2 protein-coding genes are annotated in these 25,207 nt (G+C 59.6%); both read left to right on the top strand.

Features of this window, described 5'->3' with window-relative positions:
* Positions 1-196 precede the first annotated feature (196 nt).
* The gene (locus Enr13x_RS33800) at positions 197-11,869 is read left to right on the top strand and encodes a cadherin-like domain-containing protein (protein WP_145391305.1); all 11,673 of its coding nucleotides are present in this window, start codon (positions 197-199) and stop codon (positions 11,867-11,869) included.
* Between the two features lie 241 nt (positions 11,870-12,110).
* A complete protein-coding gene (locus tag Enr13x_RS33795) occupies positions 12,111-25,193 on the top strand; it encodes a cadherin-like domain-containing protein (protein ID WP_145391303.1) in 13,083 nt (4,360 codons plus the stop codon).
* Positions 25,194-25,207: the final 14 nt, after the last annotated feature.

Here is a 25,207-nt window from a genome sequence, read left to right as displayed (position 1 = left end):
AAGCGTCCAGATTGGAGTGATCGTTACGGTCGCGTCAAAGCGAGATGGCTGTTTTCCTGCATCGATTCCCGACACGACCGATCCTTGCCCAACGATCCGCCGCCCGGCGTAGGTTGGAGAGGTGAATCGCGAGCGTCCCGGAGGACGCAAGGTTTCGTTTTCACCGGTCCCGTTGTGTTCGATTGGATCCCCGACTTTGCCTGTTCAAAAGAACGAACGCGTTTTTGACTTCTACCAGTTGGAAGACCGAATTCTGCTTAGTGCAGACGGTCTCGATGCTGGTGATGCGCCCGTTCATCGGGATGTCGAACTGCTTGACGCGTTGATGGGCCAGATGCTCGAATCGGGATCAGTCGCTGCTTCGGACGCGTTGTTCGGCGTTGATCACTTCGACTCAGCCGACGCAGCACCGGATCACGTCGAATCAAACGATCGGGTCGACACGCCAGAATTTGATCCGTCACGCCCGCTGGAAGTTGTCTTCGTCGACGCTGGCGTGGAGGACGCCGAGACGCTGCTGGCGGGGCTGCGCGACCCGTCGGCTGACGGCACGCAGTGGGTGATCGTTCGTCTGTCTGCTGACGAAAACGGGATCGCCCAAATCTCACAGACCCTGGCGGAGTTGTCTGGCGTGGATGCGATCCACATCCTCAGCCACGGCGATGGGGACGGAATCCAACTCGGCGACACGCGACTGGACCAGAACACCGCGATCGCTCATGCCGGTTCGATCGCCGGGTGGCAAAACGCACTCGACGCGGACGCCGATCTGCTGATCTATGGATGCGATTTGGCGTCCACCGATTCTGGACGCGAGTTGATTGAGATGTTGGCCGCGGTCTGCGATTGCGATGTCGCGGCCAGCGACGATTTAACCGGGCATCAATCGCTCGGCGGCGACTGGGACCTGGAGTACGCGGTCGGTTCGATCGAGACCCAAATCGCGTTTGATTCGCAAACGCAGCATGCATGGCAACATGTCTTCGCGGCGGCGGTGGACGCGACCTCAACGGGTACCAGCAGCGGCAGCGATTTCGTCGTCTCGCACACCACCTCCGGTTCCGATCGCTTGATGCTGGTCGGCGTCTCGATCAACTTGGCCGGTGCGGATCAAGTTTCGTCAATCACCTACAACGGCGATTCGCTCAGTCTGGTCGGGACACGTGTCGACGGCGACGCCCGTGTCGAAATTTGGTCGCTGGTCGCACCCGATGTCGGTACGTACAACGTTGACATCAATCTCACCGGCACCTCCGATGGCAACACGGCGGGCGTGATGACGTTTACCGGCGTCGACAAATTCAATCCGCTGGGGACCTTCGCCTCCGGATCAGGGGTTGGAGGCAGCGGATCGGTCACCGTCAGTTCGGCGACCGACGACCTGGTGTTTGCGGCCATCGCGGTAGACGATTCCACTAACTACGATCTCGTTCCGGGTGCCGGCCAAACGGAAGCCTGGGATCTGATCGGCGGGCCCGACATCAACGGCGGCGGCAGCACCGAAGCCGGCGCCGCCTCGGTGGTGATGGACTGGACCTGGAGCGGCAGCGACAACTGGGCCGCCGCCGGGGTGTCGATCAACTCGATGTCCTACGAAAGCACGTCGTTCCGCGAGGGGGTCGGAGGCTATACCGGAACACAGGACACCAGTTTCAACGGCGATTCGCCCGACACGTCGTACGGCAACGATGCTTCAATTGCCGTCGATGACGACCACGCCAACGGATTTGAGAGTGTCGGATTGATTCAATTTGATAGTCTTTTTGGCAATGGTCCCGGGCAAATCCCGCTCGGCTCGACCATCGTGTCGGCGAGCCTGACGATCAACGGCGTCACTACGGGCGACGCTGCCGGGACATTATCCCTTCATGAAATGCTGACTTCCTGGAGCGAATCCTCGACCTACAACTCGCTCGGCAGCGGACTACAGTCGGGCACCGAGTACGTCGCAGTGGCAGACGGATCGGTCACGGATCTGAGCACAACTGGATGGTACACGATCACCGGTTTGGAGGACGCGCTACAAACCTGGTCCGACGGAAGCACGAATCACGGTTGGGCGTTGTTTAACGACAATTCCAACGGATTCGACTTCGACAGTTCGGAAGAGGCCAGTGCCTCGTTGCGACCCGAGTTGAGCGTCCAGTACCTTGCTCCGGTTGCCCCCGTGGGATCATCGATCGAAGGCAGCACACTGGCCTATACTGAAAATGATGGCGCGATTGCAATCACGTCCACTCTGGCCCTGAGCGACAGCGACGACACCGATCTGCAATCGGCCGTCGTGCAAATCACCGGCAATTATGCCAACGGACAGGATGTGCTGACCTTCGTCGATCAAAACGGCATCAGCGGTGTCTGGAACGCCGGCAGCGGAACGCTGACGCTGACGGGAACGGCGACCATCGCTCAGTACGAAACCGCACTGCGCAGCATCACCTACACCAACACCAGCGACAATCCGTCCACGGCGACCAGGACCGTCGCCTTTACCGTCAACGACGGCAACTTGGATTCTAACACGCAGACGCGCGACATCTCGATCGCGGCCGTCAACGATGCGCCCACGGTCGCGACCAACACCGGTACGACGGTGCTCGAAGGTGCGACCGGCACCGCGATCACGACCGCGATGCTCAACGAAGGCGACGTCGACGACGGCGGGGTGGGATTGACCTACACCGTCACCGACGTGACCGACAACGGTACGCTGTACCTGGCCGGGTTTGGCGCGTTGGGGCTGAACGACACGTTTACGCAAGCCGACATCGACGCCGGTGACGTCACCTACGACCACGACGGCAGCGAAACCACCAGCGACGCGTTCAGTTTCTCACTGGCCGACGGCGGGGAAAACGGGGCGACCCCGGCGACGGGAACCTTCAACTTCACCGTCACGCCCGTCAACGATGATCCGCTCATCACGTCACCCAACACCGTCGCGGTGGACGAGAATCAGACTGCTGTGTTGACGGTCACCGCCACGGACCCCGAAGCTGCCACGCCGACGTATTCGATCAGCGGAGGCGCCGATCAGGCCTTTTTCTCGATCGATACCAACTCCGGCGTCTTAACGTTCATCAGTCCGCCCGACTACGAAAATCCATTGGACGTCGAGGGTGACAACATCTACGAAGTCCAGGTCACCGCCAGTGACGGAACGACAGGCAGTACCGTCCAGACGATCAGTGTGACGGTGTTGAACGTCACCGACACCTCATTCGACGGTCCCTCCACCGTGATCTGGTCGGAAAACGGCGTGTCGACTCCGCTGGCCGCCGATTTCAACGGCAACGATTTCAGTATCGAAGTCAACACTGCCGACATCGGCGGTCCGTGGCGCGTCATCGATGGAGCGGAGTCACCCGACCGAGACGAAAAGATTGTCATCGGCGTGGACGCAGCCGGCAATTTGAGCGGCCAAATGTGGGACGGCTCCAGCTGGACGGCCTTTACCTTCAATGATTTTGCCACCGTCTCCGACTCCACCAAGTGGGGATTCGCCATCGAGTACGAATCGATCAGCGGGGATGCCGTGCTGGTCTGGAACAACGGCACGACGGGCACCGACGGACTGTCCTATCGGGTTTGGAACGGAACGGCGTGGTCGGCAACCAACACAATTAGCACACCGCTCGCGGGCGAAGCCGAGCAGATGCGTTTCGCTTCCGATGTCGGATCCGATGAAATGGTGCTGGTCGTTAGCAACGCCGCCAACCAGGATTACGCCCTGGTCTGGGACGGCAACGCCTGGGGGAATGCTCAAACCCTGACCACGACCGCCGGAACCAGCAACACCGAAGTCTTCGTGACCTACGAATCCCAAAGCGGCGACGCGATGGTGGTCTACGGCGACAACACCGCCAACGCTTTGTATCGCGTTTGGGACGGCGGTACCTGGTCTGCCCAACAATCGATCACACCGCCCGGTGGTGTGACGGGACAAGTGACCTGGACCAACGTGGCTTCGGACCCGAACTCGGATCGGATCGCCTTTGCCGCCCATACCGCCAACAACGAAACCTGGCTGGCCGTCTGGGACGGAAGCACCTGGGGCGACAAACTGCTCGCATCCACGGCGGAGAACGACAACACCTTCCTGAGTGTCGCCGTCGCGTTTGAATCCCAGTCGGGTGATCTGTTGGCCGTGTATTCCGAGAACCACAACCGCTTTAGTTATCGCACCTGGGACAGCGGCGGAGGCTGGTCAGCGGAGACACAAGGAGTCGATCTTAAAGATGATGTGCGGACGCTCACGCTGACCAGTCGTCCCGAAACGAATCAGATCATGCTGACCGCGCTCGATGCGGGAGGAGACCTGAACAATCCGTTGTGGGACGGATCGAGTTGGAGCGAACGCAATGAAGTCGAAAACAACACGGGCGAAACGACTGTTCAGCCCTTCGTGTTCCTGTGGGATCAGAACCCACCGGAATTCGTGGCCGCCGCCAACGACACCGCGTTTTGGTTCAGCACCGACGGTGACGTGAATTCCAAAGGTGCCGCGGGCCTCAACTCCTGGACCGCCGGAGAAGTACTCCGCCTGGGCGACCCGGACCTGTTGCTGGAACCGGTCAGCGGGACGACCTCCGGAACCGCGACGTCGGTGTTCAATCTCGACACCTTCGGCGGTGACACCAAGATCGACGCGCTGCACTACGTCACCGCTGATCTCCAAGTTGGCAGCTCCAACTTCAATCTGCTCGAAGGCGACGTGCTGTTTTCGACCAGGGACAACGAAACGCTGGTCAGCACCAACACGCTGGCGATCACGGCGAATGACGTCATCGTGTTCCGTGCCGACACGGCTGGCGACTATTCATCGGGCAGTTTCTATCTGTTGTTGGAGGATCCGGTTGGTGCCGACGTGCGAGGGATCTCGCTGGTCGAACAAAACACGACAGTCGGAGACACCACGCTGCAAGCCGGTGATTTCTTGCTGACCACCGATGCGGTCGGGCTGGACACGTCTTTGTTGTTGTTTGAAACGACCGATGTTGGTGTGGGAACGACAAGTGGCACGCTGCAGACGCTGCTCGATGGCTCCGATACCAACCTCGGTTTCTCCGAAAAAATCAACGGCGTCGAACTCTATGAGACCAACACGATCGTCGGCGGGCATACCATTCTGGCGGGGACGATCGTCGTCTCGGTCGAACGCGATTCGGACGTCGGCAGCAACACGCTTGCCGTCAAAAAGCACGACATGGTTGCCTTGTCGGTCACGCAGACCACATTGGTTGCCGGAGCAGGCAATGGTGCCGCCACGGCAGCTCTGCTGATGGACGGTTCGGACATCGGATTGAGTGCCGGAGCCGAGAAAATCACCGCCATCGCGGCATTTCCGAACAACCAGTCGCCCACCGATATCGCGCCCAATAGCCCTTCGGTCAATGAATTCACCGACACCTCCGGCGGAGTCAGCGTCGCCACGTTGACCGCTTCGGATGTCGATGCGGGCGAGACCTTCACTTATTCGATTGTCGGCGGCGCCGACGCAGCGAACTTCTCCATCGGAGGCGTCTCGAGCGACGAACTGGTACTCGACGACGGAATCCTGGACTACGAATCCAAATCGTCCTACAGTGTGACCGTTCGCGTGACGGACTCCGCATTGAACTATTACGACGAAACACTCACCGTCAACGTCAATGACTTGAACGACGCGCCGACCGTCGCCACCAATACCGGAACGACGGTGCTGGAAGGCTCGACCGGGACGGCGATTACCACGGCGATGCTCAACGAAGGTGACGTCGACGACAGCGGCGCGGGGTTGACGTACACGATTACCGACGTGACCGACAACGGCACGCTGTCCCTGGCCGGATTCGGTGCCTTGGGATTGAACGACACCTTCACTCAAGCCGACATCGATGCCGGCGACGTGACCTACGACCACGACGGCAGCGAAACCGCGAGCGATGCGTTCAGTTTCTCATTGGCCGACGGAGGGGAAGACGGCGCGACACCGGCGACGGGAACGTTCAACTTCACCGTCACCGCCGTCAACGACGCCCCGCTGGAAGCATCGATCGAAGGCAGCACACTCGCTTACACGGAAAACGACGGCGCGGTGGCGATCACCTCGACGCTGGCGCTGAGCGACGTCGACGACACGAACCTGGAATCGGCGGTGGTCCAGATCACGGGGAACTACGCCAACGGCCAAGACGTGCTGACGTTCGTGGACCAAAACGGCATCAGCGGGGTTTGGAATGCGGGCGCCGGCACGCTGACCCTGACTGGCACCGCGACGATCGCCCAGTACCAAGCGGCACTGCGGAGCATCACGTACACCAACACGAGCGATAACCCGTCCACGGCGACACGGACGGTGGCCTTCACGGTCAACGACGGAGACGTGGATTCGAACACACAAACCCGCGACATCTCGATCGCGGCGACCAATGACGATCCGACAGGCGCCGGACTGGCGAGCGACATCACGGTGACCGAAGACGTCAGCAGCAACGTCGATCTGTCGGCGCTGAACCTGGCGGACCTCGATGAGAACGGCGGCAACCTGACCGTCACGCTCACCACCTCGACCGGCGGTGACCTGTCGGCTTCGACCGGAGGCGGGGTGACTGTCGGCGGATCTGGTACGGGAACATTGGCCCTGACCGGCACGCTGGCGGACTTGAACACGTTCCTGGATACGCCGGCCAACATTCAGTACTTGCACGGCACGCCACACACCTTCGGCAATGACGCCGACACGATCCAAGTGGTCGTCAACGACGGCGGCAACACCGGCAGCGGCGGCGGAACCGATCAAACGATCGGCACGGTCAACGTCGATATCACGGCGGTCAATGATGAACAGGTGCTCGCGACCAACACCGGCGACACGGTCCCGGAAGGCTCCGTGGGCAACACCGTGACCACGGCGATGTTGGAGACCACCGATGTGGACAACACGGACACGCAGTTGGTCTACACCGTCGATGCGGTGCCGACCAACGGGACGTTGTACCGTCTCGGCGTTGCGTTGAACGTCAATGATACCTTCACCCAGGCCGACATCGATGCGGGGCTGATCACCTACGATCACGATGGCAGCCAAACTTCATCGGACAGTTTTGATTTCACCGTCGACGACGGCGCAGGAACGACGACCAGCAGTACGTTCAACTGGACGATCAGCAACGTCAACGACGCCCCGCTGGAAGCATCGATCGAAGGCAGCGCACTCGCTTACACGGAAAACGACGGCGCGGTGGCGATCACCTCGACGCTGGCCCTGAGCGATGTCGATGACACGAACCTGGAATCGGCGGTGGTCCAGATCACGGGGAACTACGCCAACGGTCAAGATGTATTGGCCTTCGTCGATCAGAACGGCATCAGCGGGGTATGGAACGCCGGCAGCGGCACGCTGACGCTCTCTGGCACCGCGACGGTGGCTCAGTACGAAGCGGCACTGCGGAGCATCACGTACACCAACAGCAGCGACAACCCTTCCACCACGACGCGTACGGTGGCCTTCACCGTCAACGATGGCGATGTGGATTCCAACACGCAGACCCGTGACATCTCGATCGTGGCGACGAACGATGATCCGACGGGCGCCGGACTGCCGAGCGACATCGCGGTGACCGAAGACGTCAGCAGCAACGTCGATCTGTCGGCACTCAACCTGGCGGACCTGGATGAAAACGGCGGTAACCTGACCGTCACGCTGTCGACTTCGACCGGCGGTGACCTGACGGCTTCAACCGGCGGCGGAGTCACCGTGGGCGGATCGGGCACGGGCACACTGACGTTGACCGGGACGCTTGCCGATTTGAACACGTTCCTGGACACGCCGGCTAACATTCAGTACCTGCACGGAACGCCACACACCTTCGGTAACGACGCCGACACGATCCAAGTGGTCGTCAACGACGGCGGCAACACCGGCAGCGGCGGCGGAACGGATCAAACGATCGGCACGGTCAACGTCGACATCACGGCGGTCAACGACGAGCAGGTTCTCGCGACCAACACCGGCGACACGGTCATCGAGGGTTCCACCGGCAACACCGTGACGACTGCCATGTTGGAAACCACCGACGTGGATAACCTGGACAGCCAATTGGTTTACACCGTCGATGCGGTGCCGACCAACGGCATGCTGTATCGCAATGCGGTTGTTTTGAACGTCAGTGACACGTTCACGCAGGCTGACATCGATGGTGGCTTGATCACTTACGATCACGACGACAGCCAAACTTCATCGGACAGTTTTGACTTCACTGTCGATGACGGCGCCGGAGCGACGAGCAGTAGCACCTTCAATTGGACGGTCTCGGCAGTCAACGATGCTCCTGTAGAAGCGTCGATCGAAGTCAGCACGCTGGCTTACACCGAAAACGGCGGCGCGGTGGCGATCACGTCGACCTTGGCGCTGAGCGACGTCGACGACACGAACCTGGAATCAGCCGTCGTCCAGATCACGGGCAATTATGCCAACGGCCAGGATGTTCTGACCTTCGTCGACCAAAACGGGATCAGCGGCGTTTGGAACGCCGGCAGCGGCACGTTGACCCTGACCGGCACGGCGACGGTGGCGCAGTATGAAGCGGCGCTGCGGAGCATCACCTACACCAACAGCAGCGACAATCCGTCCACGGCGACGCGTACGGTGGCCTTTACGGTCAATGACGGCGATGTGGATTCGAACACACAAACCCGTGACATCTCGATCGCCGCGACGAACGATGACCCGACGGGTACGGGCCTGCCGAGTGACGTCACGGTGACCGAAGACGTCAGCAGCAACGTCGATCTGTCGGCGCTGAACCTGAGTGACCTGGATGAGAACGGCGGCAACCTGACCGTCACACTCAGCACTTCGACCGGCGGTGACCTGACGGCTTCGACCGGTGGCGGAGTCACCGTGGGAGGAAGCGGCACGGGCACACTGACCCTGACCGGTACGCTTGCCGATCTGAACACGTTCCTGGACACGCCGGCGAACATCCAGTACCTGCACGGCACACCACACACCTTCGGCAATGACGCTGACACGATCCAAGTCGTCGTCAACGACGGTGGAAACACGGGGTCCGGCGGTGGAACCGATCAGACGATCGGCACGGTCAACGTTGACATCACCGCGGTCAACGACGAGCAGGTCCTAGCGACCAACACCGGTGACACGGTTCCGGAAGGCTCCGTCGGCAACACGGTGACCACGGCAATGTTGGAAACCACCGATGTGGACAACACGGACTCGCAATTGGTTTACACCGTCGATGCGGGGCCGACCAACGGGACGCTGTACCGTGTCGGCGTTGCGTTGAACGTCAGTGACACGTTCACCCAAGCGGACATCGATGCGGGGTTGATCACCTACGATCACGACGGCAGCCAAACTTCATCGGACAGTTTCGATTTCACCGTCAACGACGGTGCGGGGACGATGACCAGCAGTACGTTCAGCTGGACGATCAGCAACGTCAACGATGCGCCGCTGGAAGCATCGATCGAAGGCAGCACACTCGCTTACACGGAAAACGACGGCGCGGTGGCGATCACCGCGACGCTGGCCCTGAGCGATGTCGATGACACGAACCTGGAATCGGCGGTGGTCCAAATCACCGGGAACTACGCCAACGGCCAGGATGTGCTGACGTTCGTCGATCAGAACGGCATCAGCGGGGTTTGGAACGCCGGCAGCGGCAGGCTGACTTTAACGGGCACCGCGACTCTCGCCCAGTACGAAGCGGCACTGCGGAGCATCACGTACACCAATACAAGCGACAATCCGTCCACGTCGACACGAACGGTGGCCTTCACGGTCAACGACGGTGATGTGGATTCGAACACGCAGACCCGTGACATCTCGGTCGCCTCGATCAACGATGATCCGACGAACGCAGGCGGATTGCCGAGCGACATCACGGTCACCGAAGACATCAGCAGCAACGTCGACCTGTCGGCGCTGAACCTGGCGGACCTAGATGCCAACGGTGCTAGCCTGACGGTCACGCTGTCGACTTCGACGGGTGGTGATCTTTCGGCATCGACCGGCGGCGGGGTGGCCGTGGGGGGATCGGGCACCGGCACGCTGACCCTGACCGGCACGCTGGCCGACTTGAACACGTTCCTGGACACGCCGGCCAACATTCAGTACTTGCACGGCACACCACACTCCTTCGGCAACGACGCCGACACGATCCAAGTGGTCGTCAACGACGGCGGCAACACCGGCAGCGGCGGCGGAACGGACCAGGCGATCGGCACGGTCAACGTCGACATCACCGCGGTCAACGATTCGCCGACCCTGTCTGCCAACACAGGCATGACGGTTGCGGAAGGATCCATCGGGGCCGTGGTCACTTCTGCGATGCTCAACGGCGCGGACGTGGACGATGCTGGTGCGGGTCTGGTCTACACCATCACCGATGCGACCGACAATGGGGTGTTGACCCTGAGCGGGTTCGGCACGTTGGGGTTGGGTGCGACCTTCACTCAAGCGGATCTTGACAACGGAGACGTCACGTACAGCCACGACGACGGCGAGACGATCGGTGACGCCTTTGACTTTTCGCTCGCCGACGGTGGTGAAGACGGTGCGTCGGCGATCACCGGAACCTTCACCATCACGGTGACTCCGGTCAATGACAACACGATCACACCCTTGGTCGACTCCGATCCGTCGGCGAACACCGTCGCCGAAGATGCAGTGATCGGAACGATCGTCGGGATCACCGCGCTGGCCAGCGACGCTGACTCGGGAGACAACGTCACGTATTCGCTCGACGACGATGCCGGCGGTCGATTTTCGATCGAGACGCTGACGGGGCTGGTTCGCGTTGCCGCAGCACTCGACCATGAAACCTCGGCCGTCGAAACCATTACCGTGCGTGGGACCAGTGGTGACGGTTCGACGACAACGATGACCAGCTCGATCAACGTCAGCGATGTCAATGAGGCGCCCACGGCGACCGGAGAGATGTTCACGGTGAATTCCGGCGAAACGTTGACGGTCGCAGTGACGGGTTTGATCTTCAATGACACCGACATCGATGGTGACGCGTTGGCGGTCGTGTTGGTCACCACACCGACTCAGGGCGCATTCACATTGGCTCCCGGTGGCGGATTCACTTACACTCCCAATGCTGGTTTCTTTGGACAAGATTCCTTCTTTTATCGTGTGACCGACGGGACCCTGTCGAGCAATGTTGTCGAAGCGGTCCTCGAAGTCCCCCTTGCTGCGGCAGCGACCAGCGGGGCCGGGGCGTCCCAGTCCGACGAACCTGCGTCCGATCCGACCTCGGGACTGGATTCCGAGAGCACAAGTGCCTCAGACGGTGACCCGGCATCGGAATTGGAAACACAGGTTGAAGAATCCGCTGGAAGCTCTGACGCGGCAACTGCGACGGTGACTGCCCCGGCAGGGACGACCGAAAAACCGGACGGACGTCTGGGGCAGAATCCCCATGGCGGCGGCGCGGAGGCAGACGGCCAGCTGCGCGATGGTTTGATTCAGACCGAGCGACAACTCTATGGCGTCTACGCGGTCACCGACAACGCTACGAATCTGACGCTCCGCTATGCTCCCGAACTTCAGCAGCTTGAGCGGTTGTTGCGTCAGGACTTGCAGCAAGCGATCGTCTGGACACAGTGGGATGATCCCGACCAGCAAGAAGAGGATTCTCCGATGCTGGTGATGGTCGGTGCCGCCGGTGCGGGGATGAGCGTGTTCTCAATCGGATACGTTTTTTGGGCCCTGCGCGGCGGTGCGTTGATGACGGTTTTCGCATCAAGCTTGCCGGCCTGGCGGTTTATTGACCCGATCGCGATGCTGTCGGCCTATCGAAGTTCGCTCGGCGCGGCCGACGAGGGGCTCGAATCGTTGCTCAGAGGTCGGAAGTGAGTGCCCGGATTGAGGAAGTCTCTCCGGAGCGTTTCATCTGTTGCAACCCTCAATGACCGGCCGACCGCGACAACCAGCACCGACTCGCTAGGCGGTTGTCCCGCAATACACTTTGGCGCATTCGCGCCATCGCACAGCGTTTTGATCATGACATAGGGTTGGGTGGTAACCAACGAAGACCGAGGCGGGGGCAGGAGTCTCGTTTTCACCGGGCACGAAACGTCAGATTGGATTCACAACCTTGTCCGCTCCGAAAAAACAACGCGTTTTTGACTTTTATCTGTTGGAAGACCGAATTCTCCTCAGCGCAGACGGGTTTGATGCTGATGATGCGCCCGCCAACCCTGACCTTGAGATCCTCGACGCGCTGATGACGCAGATGCTCGATTCAGGATCGGCCGCTACGTCGGACGATATATTCGGAGCCCATCCCGCTACCCCAACCGACGCAGAGCCACCCGTCGTTGAATCAAGCGATTGGGTCGACACACCAAATTTTGATCCGTCACGTCCGCTGGAAATCGTCTTCGTCGACGCGGGAGTCGAGAACGCCGAGACATTGCTGGCGGGGTTGCGTGACAATTCTGATGACGGCACGCAGTGGTCGATCATTCATTTGTCTTCCGACAAAGACGGGATCGCGCAAATCTCACAAACACTGGGCAATCTGTCCGGTGTCAATGCGATCCACCTCCTCAGCCACGGCAATGGCGACGGAATCCAGCTCGGCAACACGCAGTTGGATCAAAACTCGGCGAACGCCTATGCCGGTCAGATCGCGGCTTGGGCGGGATCACTGGACACGGACGCCGATCTATTGATCTACGGTTGTGACCTGGCAAGCACGTCAGAAGGACGCTATCTGATCGAGGCGCTCGCCGATCTCTGTGAATGTGATGTTGCAGCAAGCGACGATGCAACGGGACATCATTCTCTTGGTGGCGACTGGGACTTGGAATTTAGAGTCGGCGATGTGTCGACCGATGTGGCATTCGGATTCGCGTCACAAAGCTCATGGCGTGCCACGCTGGACATCGCGTCCAACCTGGTCCTTCACCATACGTTTGATAGCGATGCAAGTGATAGTAGCGGAAACAACCATGACGGTACGCTCACCAATGGTGCTTTGGTCGACACCAACTCAGGTACCAACCAGATCGGTGACGGCAAGCTCAGCTTGGATGGGTCCAACGACTACGTCGACTTCAGTCCGCACGCGACGAATTTCGACAATCTCACTGAAGGCACCATCGCGGTTTGGGTGTATCACGACGTCAACGACCGCGACGTCATCTTCGAGATGTCCGACAGTGGCGATTCTGACTCGCGACTGGCGCTGTTTCGTGATGCTGACGGATCGTTGGACTTCTACGTTCGCGAAGGAAACACGACGCTTGTCGATGTTCACACGACGCCCGGCGCGATCGCTCAAAACACGTGGACTCACGTCGCGGTAACCGTCAACAGCGGCGGGAACAAATTGTATATCAACGGAACGGAACAAATTGGCGTGACTTACGACGTGGGTTCCGCATCAACGAACGTGTTTTTTGATGACGTTTCACAACTGGACTTCGGCAGTTGGGGCGTCGATAAGTACGACGGTTCGAATTTTACTCGCCATTTTAATGGTTTTCTTGACGATGGGCGTGTTTACGACCGAGCGCTCAGCAGCACTGATATCGCCGAACTCTACAACTACAATGGCGTTTCATCGTCGCTATCCACGACCACACTTTCAGCCGTCCAAGACACCTATATTCAGCTGGGTAATCCGTCAACTAATGAAGGCAGCGACGGATCACTTTCCATTGACCGGGAATCGACCGACCTGCAACGGGCATTGGTGCAGTTCAACGTGAGCTCCATTCCTGTTGGAGCAACGATTACAAACGCGACGCTAACGTTGCAGGCCACAGACGTCGGCGGATTACTCAACATTGGCGCCTACCAATTGTTGGAAGGGTGGTCGGAGTCGTCTGCAACCTGGAATGAAGCGTCCCTGGGAACACCATGGTCCATCGGCGGTGCGACCTACAATTCCACGGCGCTCGACACGATCTCGACCAGTTCGATCGGGCAGCACCATTTCGATGTCACTGCACTGGCACAGGATTGGATCGACGGGTCGGCGCAGAACTACGGCATCCTTGTTGGCAGTCCAGATGGCGGTGGGAATCGCATGGCGACGTATGGCTCGCGTGAAGGGACGGTTGGTCCGGTTCTTGAAATCACCTATACGGCACCCGGCGTCAACACCATCACGTTTCAGCAGGGCGATACCAACGGATACAGCGGCACCCAAGACACCGAATTGAACGAGGATCATCCGTCAAGCAGCTATGGCAATGCCACCGTGCTCTCGGCTGATCAAGATGTGAACAATGGGAACGAATCACAAGCGTTGATTCGATTCGATTCGATCATCGGCACGGGCGCTTCGCAGATTCCAGATGACGCTTACATCACATCGGCGAGTTTGGTTGTCAATGCCACCAGCAGCAGTGCCAGTAGCGCCAATATTTCGCTCTATGAGATGTATGGGGCGTGGGACGAAACCAGCACTTGGAATTCGATGTCCAATGGCGTCTCGACCGATGGCGGCGAGGCGGCCAGTGTGGCGGTCGCCACACTCTCCAATCCAGACAGCACGGGAGTGAAGACCTTCACCGGGCTTGAATCCAGTATCCAGGCCTGGGTCGATGGTGCTTCTGAAAACTATGGATGGGCGTTGATCAACAGCAACAGCACCGACGGTTTTGATCTAGAAAGCTCGGAAGGGGGAACGGAGCCGTTGTTGACCGTCGACTATCTCTTGCCGGGGTCACAGTTGTCAACCGTTCACGTCCTAACCGTCGATACGTCCAACGATGTACTGGACGGCGACGCCTCATCAATCGACGCGTTGTTGGCCGACAAAGGTGCCGACGGATTGATTTCGTTGCGTGAGGCGATTTGGGCGACCAACAACACGGAAAATAGCGACGTGTCGACGCCCGACGTGATCCAATTCGCAATCGGTGCGGGGGCTCAAACGATTATGGTCGGTGCAGGTGGATTGCCGACCATCACCGATGCCGTCGTCTTGGACGCGTCCACTCAAGGCGCCAGCCAACTGATTACCCTCGACGGTACCAATGCGGTCAACGCCACGGGCGGAATCGTGCTTCGATCCAATGACAGTATTGTTCGCGGCTTCAACGTCATCAACTTCCCCAATCAAGGAATCGAGATCGATGGCTCCACCGGCTTCGGCGACGGCAACCTGATCGAAGACAACTGGGTCGGTCTCACCGCCGGAGGAGCAGCGGCGGGCAATGGCGACGACGGAATTCTGATATCCGAAAACGCCGACAATAATATCATCCGAAACAATGTCGTCGGTTCTAGCGGTGGTGACGGAATCGAAATTCGAAATCGTTCGGCGGGGAACTGGGTGTGGGGGAATACCGTCGGTTTGAGTAGCGACGGGGTGACGGTCCGGGCGAATACAGGCAACGGCATCCATCTCTACGGTTCGGCCACCACAAATATCATCGGGACAAACAGCGACAGTTCCAATGATGCGTTCGAAGGCAACGTCATCAGCGGAAATCTCGGTAGCGGAGTCCGCGTATCCGATGTGGGCACCGTGAACAACATCGTGGCGGGCAACTCGATCGGGACAGATGATGCGGGTACGCTCGATCGTGGCAATGCTGTTGCAGGTGTCTCGGTCAACAATGCTTCTGCAACGGAGATTCGCAACAATGTTATCTCCGGCAATGACACCTACGGCATTCAAATCACAGGCCTCAGTGCGACCGATTCGGTCATCACGGGAAACTACATCGGCCTGAACGCTGCTGGAACAGCGAGCATCCTGAACACGGACGACGCGATCTATCTGAGTACCACAGGCGCCACGACGATTGGCGGTGTCGGGACTGGCGATGGCAACGTGATCAATGCCGCCTTTGGCAAAACCGGGATCGACATCAGCAATACGTCAAACACGACCATTGCCGGCAACACGATTGGGACCAATGCGGCGGGCGATACTCGACTTTCCGGTGGAAGTTTCGGGATCAATGCTTTCGATGCCGCCGGTACAACGATCGGGGGCACGACCGCCGCCGCGTCGAACATTGTGGCGGGTTATTCAGTCACCGGGATCAATCTCAGCGGCAACAGTTCTGGCAGTTCTGTCCAAGGAAACTTCATTGGCACCAACAGCGAAGGATTGCTGGATTTGACGACGGGCTTCTATGGCATCACGTTGCAAAACTCGGCCGCCGGAATTTTGATCGGAGGAACTTCCGGAAATGCGGGCAATACGATCGCATACAACTCGACCAACGGAATTCGGATGTTCGCGTCCGCTGGGGACGGAAATTCTTTCGTCCGCAACCGAATCTATGGCAACGGTGCATTGGGAATCAATCTTCAAGGCGGTTCAGTCGAAGATGGCAATGGGGTGACCGAGAATGACGTGAACGACGGCGACTCGGGTCCAAACAACTATCAAAATTTCCCATTGATCACGCAAGCGGAGATGTTCGGCAACGAGTTGACCCTCGCTGGATCACTTGATACCGATGGCGTTTCCACGCAGTACCGAATCGAGTTCTACGGTAATGCGTCCGGTGCGCAACACGCAACAAATGGCGAAGGCCGTTACTATCTGGGGACGACGACCGTCACAACGGATGGCAGCGGAGTTGCGGCATTCTCAGGTGTCGTGCTCTACGGAGTCACATTGGGTGCGGGTGACTTTGTCACCGCCACTGCGACCAGGATCGATACGCCGGGAATGATCGGGATTGACGATCTGGCCGCCTACGGAAGCACATCCGAATTCGGCATCAATTACGCGATCACAGGAAACCAGGCGCCAGTCAACGGCGTGCCTGGATCACAAAATGTCAACGAAGACACGTCGCTCGTCTTCTCTGTAGGTAATGGAAATGCGATCTCAGTCAGCGATGATGGCAGCAATCCCATCGAGGTCACGCTGACGGCGACCAATGGCGAAATGACGCTCTCCACCACGTCTGGATTGACGTTTTCGGTGGGTGACGGAGCCAATGATGTGACGATGACGTTCACAGGAACCGAAGTCGACATCAACACCGCTTTGGAAGGCATGAGTTTCGTCGGTGATCCGGACTTCAACGGTGCTGCCGACCTTGCAATCACTGCGACGGACATCACACCTGAGATCGCCGGAAATGATACAGTTTTCGACACTGGAGAAACTCCCGGTGTGCATGACAAAGAACAACTGGCGACACAGTTTTCTGTCACGACCGACGGGAGGGTCGACAGCATCGCGGCGTACCTTTACATCGATAAAGTCCAGGACGTTCGGTTTGGCATCTACAGCGATGTTGCGGGTGAACCGGGGACACTGTTGGTCGAAAATGTCGCATCACTCAGTCCCGGCACCGGCTGGTATCAGATTGCGTTTCCGGCAACAGCGTTGACCGCAGGCGATTATTGGATTGCCTGGGCGCCAGGAAAGGAGGCGGCTCATTTTTATGAGGCGACGGGCGGTACAACGCGTTTCAGCAGTTACGATCCAAGCAGCGGGTTTGCAACAAGTTGGACCGGGACGTACGCGAGCAATAGCTACAACATTTCGATCTACGCGAACGTTACGCCCGATGCCGGGAACGGATTGTCGGATAGCGACAACATCAACATCACTGTCGATCCCGTCAATGACGAACAAGCGCTCGCAACCAACACCGGAGACACGGTCCCCGAAGGCTCGATCGGCAACACCGTGACCACGGCGATGTTGGAATCTACCGACGTCGACAACACGGACTCGCAACTGGTTTACACGGTTGATGCGGTGCCGACCAACGGAACGCTGTACCGTGTCGGCGTTGCGTTGAACGTCAGTGACACCTTCACGCAGGCTGATGTCGACGGGGGATTGATCACCTACGACCACGACGGCAGTGAAACATCAAGCGATTCGTTCGACTTCACGGTCGATGACGGCGCCGGGACGACGACCAGCAGTACCTTCAACTGGACCGTCTCAGCTGTCAATACAGCTCCTGTTGAAGCATCCATCGAGGGCGGCGCGTTGGCCTACACCGAAAACGCTGGCGCGGTGGCGATCACGTCCACCTTGGCGCTGAGTGACAGTGATAACACGAATCTGGAATCGGCCGTCGTCCAGATCACGGGGAACTACACCAATGGTCAGGACGTATTGTCTTTTGTCGACCAAAACGGGATCAGCGGCGTCTGGAACACCGGCAGCGGCACGATGACTCTGACGGGAACGGCCACCGTTGCCCAGTACCAAGCGGCGCTGCGGAGCATCACGTACACCAACAATAGCGACAATCCGTCCACAGCGACGCGGACCGTCGCCTTCACCGTTAACGACGGCAGCCTGAATTCCAATACGCAAACTCGCGGCATCTCGATCGCGGCTGTCAACGATGCGCCCACCGTCGCCACCAACACCGGCACGACGGTCTTGGAAGGTGCCACCGGCACCGCGATCACGACCGCGATGCTCAACGAAGGCGACGTCGATGACAGCGGTGCCGGGCTGACCTACACCATCACCGACGTCACCGACAACGGGACCCTGTATCTGGCCGGGTTCGGCGCCTTGGGACTCAATGACACCTTCACCCAGGCCGACATCGATGCCGGTGACGTGACCTACGACCACGACGGCAGCGAAACCGCGAGCGACGCGTTCAGCTTCTCACTCGCCGACGGTGGTGAAGACGGCGCGACCCCGGCGACGGGAACGTTTAACTTCACCATCACGGCGGTGAACGACAACAATCCGGTCATCACGTCCGACGGCGGCGCGGCAACGGCAGCGATCAACGTTTTTGAAAACAGCGTGTACGTGTCGACCGTGGTCGCCAGCGATGCCGATCTGCCCGCCGAGACGCTGACCTACTCCATCATCGGCGGCGTCGATTCCGCCAAGTTCGCGATCGATGGAAGCACCGGAGTGTTGACGTTCGTCGCCGCTCCGGACTTTGAATCCCCGACCGACGTCGGAGCCAACAACGTCTACGATGTGATCGTTCAGGCCAGTGACGGCACCTATACCGATACCCAGACGATCGCCGTCACCGTTCAAGATACCGCCGATGACGGACAGTTCCTCGATCTTTTTGAGGTCGATTCCTACAGCAACAGCGATGGTAGCGAAGCTTGGTCCACCGGATGGGTGGATTCGGACGACGGATCCGCCACAACCGGCGACATCAAAGTCAGCGGAGGTGACCTCCGAATCAATGCCAACAACGTCAACGACAACGTTTATCGTCAGGTCGATTTGAGCGGCGCGTCCTCGGCGTCGCTTGATTTGGTCTACAAGAACAGTTTGACCGGTGCGCGTACGATTCTCTTGCAAGTCTCCGGAGACGGGGGCAGCAACTACGACACCGTTGCCACCATAGATGCTTCCACGAATGTCGGGACCGGAACACTCTCGATCGACATCTCCGCTTACACCGCCGCCGATACGCGGGTCCGCTTCCTGGTGACTGCGGTCGGAGGCGGTGGGCCGGGCGGAAACGTCGAAATCGACAGCCTTCAGGTCGGCTACACTCCCAACTCCGCGCCAACAATCACCAGCAACGGCGCTGGCGCGACAGCCTCCGTCAATGCAGCAGAGAATGGAACAGCGGTCACGACGGTGACGGCGGTCGACGGCGACGTCCCATCACAAACGCTGACCTACAGCATCATCGGCGGGCTCGATTCGGCTAAATTCGCGATCGATTCCAATTCCGGCGTGCTGACGTTCGTTTCGGCGCCGAACTTCGAATCGCCGACCGACAACGGTGGCGACAACGTCTATGACGTGACGATTCAGGTTTCCGACGGCATCGACACCGATACCCAAGCGATCGCCGTAACGGTCACCGATGTCAATGAATCGCCCACGGTCGCGACCAACACCGGCACGACGGTCCTGGAAGGTTCCACCGGAACGGCGATCACGACCGCGATGCTCAACGAAGGCGACGTCGATGATAGCGGCGCCGGACTGACCTACACGATCACCGACGTGACCGACAACGGCACGCTGTACCTGGCCGGGTTCGGCGCCTTGGGGTTGAACGACACCTTCACCCAAGCCGATATCGACGCCGGTGACGTGACCTACGACCACGACGGCAGCGAAACCGCGAGCGACGCGTTCAGCTTCTCACTCGCCGACGGTGGTGAAGACGGCGCGACCCCGGCGACGGGAACCTTCAACATCACCGTCACCGCGGTCAACGACGAACAGGTGCTCGCGACCAACACCGGCGACACGGTTCCGGAAGGCTCCGTGGGCAACACCGTGACCACGGCGATGTTGGAAACCACCGACGTCGACAACACGGACTCGCAATTGGTTTACACGGTCGATGCGGTGCCGACCAACGGGACGTTGTATCGTGTCGGCGTTGCGTTGAACGTCAGCGACACGTTCACCCAAGCGGACATCGATGCGGGGTTGATCACCTACGACCACGATGGCAGCCAAACTTCATCGGACAGTTTTGATTTCACCGTCGACGACGGCGCCGGAACGACGACCAGCAGTACGTTCAACTGGACGATCAGCAACGTCAACGATGCGCCGGTGGAAGCATCGATCGAAGGCAGCACACTCGCTTACACGGAAAACGACGGCGCGGTGGCGATCACATCGACGTTGGCCCTCAGCGACGTCGATGACACGAACCTGGAATCGGCCGTGGTCCAAATCACTGGCAACTACGCCAACGGACAGGATGTCTTGACCTTCGTGGATCAGAACGGGATCAGCGGGGTTTGGAATGCCGGCAGCGGCACGCTGACTTTAACGGGAACCGCGACGATGGCGCAGTACGAAGCGGCGCTGCGGAGTATCACGTACACCAACACGAGCGACAATCCGTCCACGGCGACACGAACGGTGGCCTTCACCGTCAACGACGGAGACGTGGATTCGAACACGCAGGCCCGTGACATCTCGATCGCCGCGACGAACGATGATCCGACGGGTACGGGACTGCCGAGCGATATCGCGGTGACCGAAGACGTCAGCAGCAACGTCGATCTGTCGGCGCTGAACTTAAGTGACCTGGATGACAACGGCGGCAACTTGACCGTCACGCTGTCGACTTCGACCGGTGGAGACCTGTCGGCATCGACCGGTGGCGGAGTCACCGTGGGAGGCAGTGGCACGGGGACACTGACCCTGACCGGGACGCTCGCCGACTTGAACACGTTCTTAGACACGCCGGCGAACGTCCAGTACTTGCACGGCACACCACACACCTTCGGCAATGATGCGGACACGATCCAAGTGGTCGTCAACGACGGCGGCAACACCGGCAGCGGCGGCGGAACGGATCAAACGATCGGCACGGTCAACGTCGACATCACCGGAGTCAACGACGAACAGGTCTTATCGACCAACGCCGGTGAGACGGTCAGCGAGGGTTCGACCGGCAACACCGTGACCACGGCGATGCTGGAAACGACGGACATCGACAACACCGATAATCAGTTGGTTTACACGGTTGATGTTTTGCCGTCCAACGGCACGCTGTACCGAAGCGGCGTCGTGCTGAATGTCAGTGACACGTTCACCCAGGCCGATATCGATGCGGGGCTGATCACGTACGATCATGATGGCAGCGGCACGACGAGCGACAGTTTTGACTTCACGGTCGACGACGGTGCGGGGACGACGACCAGCAGTACGTTCAACTGGACGGTCGGCCCCGTCAACGACGCTCCGGTGGAAGCCTCGATCGAAGGCACGACGTTGGCCTATACCGAAAACGATGGCGCGGTGGCGATCACGTCAACGCTGGCCTTAAGCGACGTCGACGACACGAACCTGGAATCAGCGGTGGTGCAGATCACCGGCAATTATGCCAACGGACAGGATGTGCTGACCTTCGTGGACCAAAACGGCATCAGCGGGGTTTGGAACGCCGGCAGCGGCACGTTGACTTTGACGGGAACCGCAACGATCGCCGAGTATCAAACGGCACTGCGGAGCATCACGTACACCAACAGCAGCGACAATCCATCCACGGCGACGCGTACGGTGGCCTTCACGGTCAACGACGGAGACGTGGATTCGAACACACAGACCCGTGACATCTCGATCGCGGCAACCAACGATGATCCGACGGGTGCCGGACTGCCGAGTGACATCACGGTGACCGAAGACGTCAGCAGCAACGTTGACCTGTCGGCGCTGAACCTGAGTGACCTGGATGAAAACGGCGGCAACCTGACGGTCACGCTGTCGACTTCGACCGGCGGAGACTTGTCGGCTTCGACCGGCGGCGGAGTGACGGTCGGCGGATCTGGCACGGGTGCACTGACCCTGACCGGCACGCTTGCCGATTTGAACACGTTCCTCGATACCCCGGCGAACGTCCAGTACCAGCACGGCACACCGCATACCTTCGGCAATGATGCCGACACGATCCAGGTCGTCATCAACGACGGCGGCAACACCGGGTCCGGTGGCGGAACGGATCAGACGATCGGCACGGTCAACGTTGACATCACCGCGGTCAACGACGAACAGGTGCTCGCGACCAACACCGGCGACACGGTTCCGGAAGGCTCCGTCGGCAACAACGTGACCACGGCAATGTTGGAGACCACCGATGTGGACAACACCGACACGCAGTTGGTTTACACCGTCGATGCGGTGCCGACCAACGGGACGTTGTACCGTCTTGGTTCAGCGTTGAACGTCAGCGACACCTTCACCCAAGCCGACATCGATGCGGGGTTGATCACCTACGACCACGATGGCAGCCAAACTTCATCGGACAGTTTTGATTTCACCGTCGACGACGGCGCAGGAACGACGACCAGCAGCACGTTGAACTGGACGATCAGCAACGTCAACGACGCGCCGGTGGAAGCAGCGATCGAAGGCAGCACACTGGCCTACACCGAAAATGACGGCGCGGTGGCGATCACCTCCACATTGGCCCTCAGCGACGTCGATGACACGAACCTGGAATCGGCCGTGGTCCAAATCACTGGCAACTACGCCAACGGACAGGATGTCTTGACCTTCGTGGATCAGAACGGGATCAGCGGGGTTTGGAATGCCGGCAGCGGCACGCTGACTTTAACGGGCACCGCGACTCTCGCTCAGTACGAAGCGGCGCTGCGGAGTATCACGTACACCAACACGAGCGACAATCCGTCCACGGCGACACGTACGGTCTCGTTCAGCGTCAACGACGGTGATGTGAATTCGAACACACAAACCCGTGACATCTCGATCGCCGCAACCAATGATGATCCGACGGGCGCCGGCCTGCCGAGCGACATCGCGGTGACCGAAGACGTTAGCAGCAACGTGGATCTGTCGGCGCTGAACCTGAGTGACCTCGATGAAAACGGCGGCAACCTGACGGTCACGCTGTCGACTTCGACCGGCGGAGGCCTGACGGCTTCGACCGGTGGCGGAGTCACCGTGGGCGGCAGCGGCACGGGAACACTGACCCTGACCGGCACGCTTGCCGATTTGAACACGTTCTTAGATACTCCGGCGAACGTCCAGTACCTGCACGGCACACCGCATACCTTCGGCAATGATGCCGACACGATCCAGGTCGTCATCAACGACGGCGGCAACACCGGGTCCGGTGGCGGGACGGACCAAACGATCGGCACGGTCAACGTCGACATCACCGGAGTCAATGACTCGCCGAACCTGGTGAGCAACACAGGGATGACGGTTGCCGAAGGATCGACGGGAACCGCGATTAATTCGGGGATGCTCGCCGGCAGTGATCCTGATGACACTTCCACAGGATTGACGTACACCGTCACGGACGACGTCGACAACGGGACGCTGACGTTGGCGGGATTCGGGACGCTCTCGCTCGGTGATAGCTTTACCCAGACGGATCTGGATAACGGAGACGTCACGTACAGCCATGACGACAGCGAGACCATCGGTGACAGCTTTGGGTTTACGCTTGCCGATGGCGGTGAAGACGGTGCGACGGTCGTCGTCGGGACCTTCGTCATCACGGTGACCCCCGTCAACGACAACGCGATTTCCGCGCTGGTCGATTCTGATCCGTCCGCCAACACCGTCGCCGAAGATGCGGCGTCTGGAACCATTGTCGGCATCACCGCGCTGGCCAGCGATGCCGACGCCGGCGCCAGCGTCACATATTCGCTCGATGACGATGCCGGCGGGAAGTTCTCGATCGATTCCGCGACGGGGGTGGTTCAGGTTGCCGCCGCGCTCGATCACGAATCATCGGCCGTGGAATCCATTACGGTGCGTGGAACCAGCAGTGACGGTTCGACGACAACGATGGTAAGCTCGATCAATGTCAGCGATGTCAATGAAGCCCCCGTGGCGACCGGCGAAGCGTTCACGGTGAGCATCGGTGAAACGTTGACGGTCTCAGTGGCGGGCGTGATCTTCAACGACACCGACGTTGACGGCGATGCGCTCGCGATCGTGTTGGTCGCCGCGCCGGCCAACGGCACCTTCAGCTTGGATCCAGGCGGCAATTTTACCTACACGCCGAACGCGAGTTTCTTCGGCCAAGACTCGTTCTTCTACCGGGTGACCGACGGGGCGCTTTCGAGCAACCTCGCCGAGGTGGTCCTGGACGTGCCGCTTGCCGGCCTGGCGATCAGCGCGGCCGAGGCGACGTCGACGAGCGACCCGTCATCGGATCCAGATTCTGACGAACCCGAGTCGCAGGGCGCGACCGAATCGCAAGCGGACACGCCATCGGAGGCCGATTTAGAATTCGAAGCATCGAACGATCCCTCCGAGGCGACCATCACATCCAGCGAAGGCCCCGGCATCGCACCGGCTTCCGGGCTGCATGGTTCAGGCATCAAATCGGACGGCAACCTCGATGGGGCGTCCGGTGGGGCCGGCCCGCCGGGCAACGAGGGGTTGCCGGAAGAGGTTTTGCGTGCCGAACGACAACTCTATGGTGTCTATGCGGTCTCGAGCGAGGCATCCAGTTCGGCCCTCAGTCATTCCCCGGAAATGCAGCAGCTTGAACGATTACTGCGTCGGGACTTGCAGCAAGCGATCGTCTGGACACAGTGGGATGACCCTCAGGAGCAGGAAGACGACTCGCCGACGATGGTCATGGTCGGGGCTGCGGGCGCGGGGATGAGTGTGTTTTCGATCGGATACGTGTTTTGGGCGCTCCGTGGCGGGGCGTTGATGACGGTGTTCGCCTCCAGTTTACCGGCGTGGCGGTTCATCGATCCGATTGCGATGCTTTCGGCCTATCGCAGTGCTCGATCGGGCGTTGATGAAGGGTTGGACTCGATGCTAGGCTAAGACGCGGCAACGGC

This window comes from Stieleria neptunia (assembly GCF_007754155.1).
GTDB lineage: Bacteria > Planctomycetota > Planctomycetia > Pirellulales > Pirellulaceae > Stieleria > Stieleria neptunia.
The sequence above is the reverse complement of the archived record's forward strand: the minus strand, read 5'-3'. Positions and strand labels throughout refer to the sequence as shown.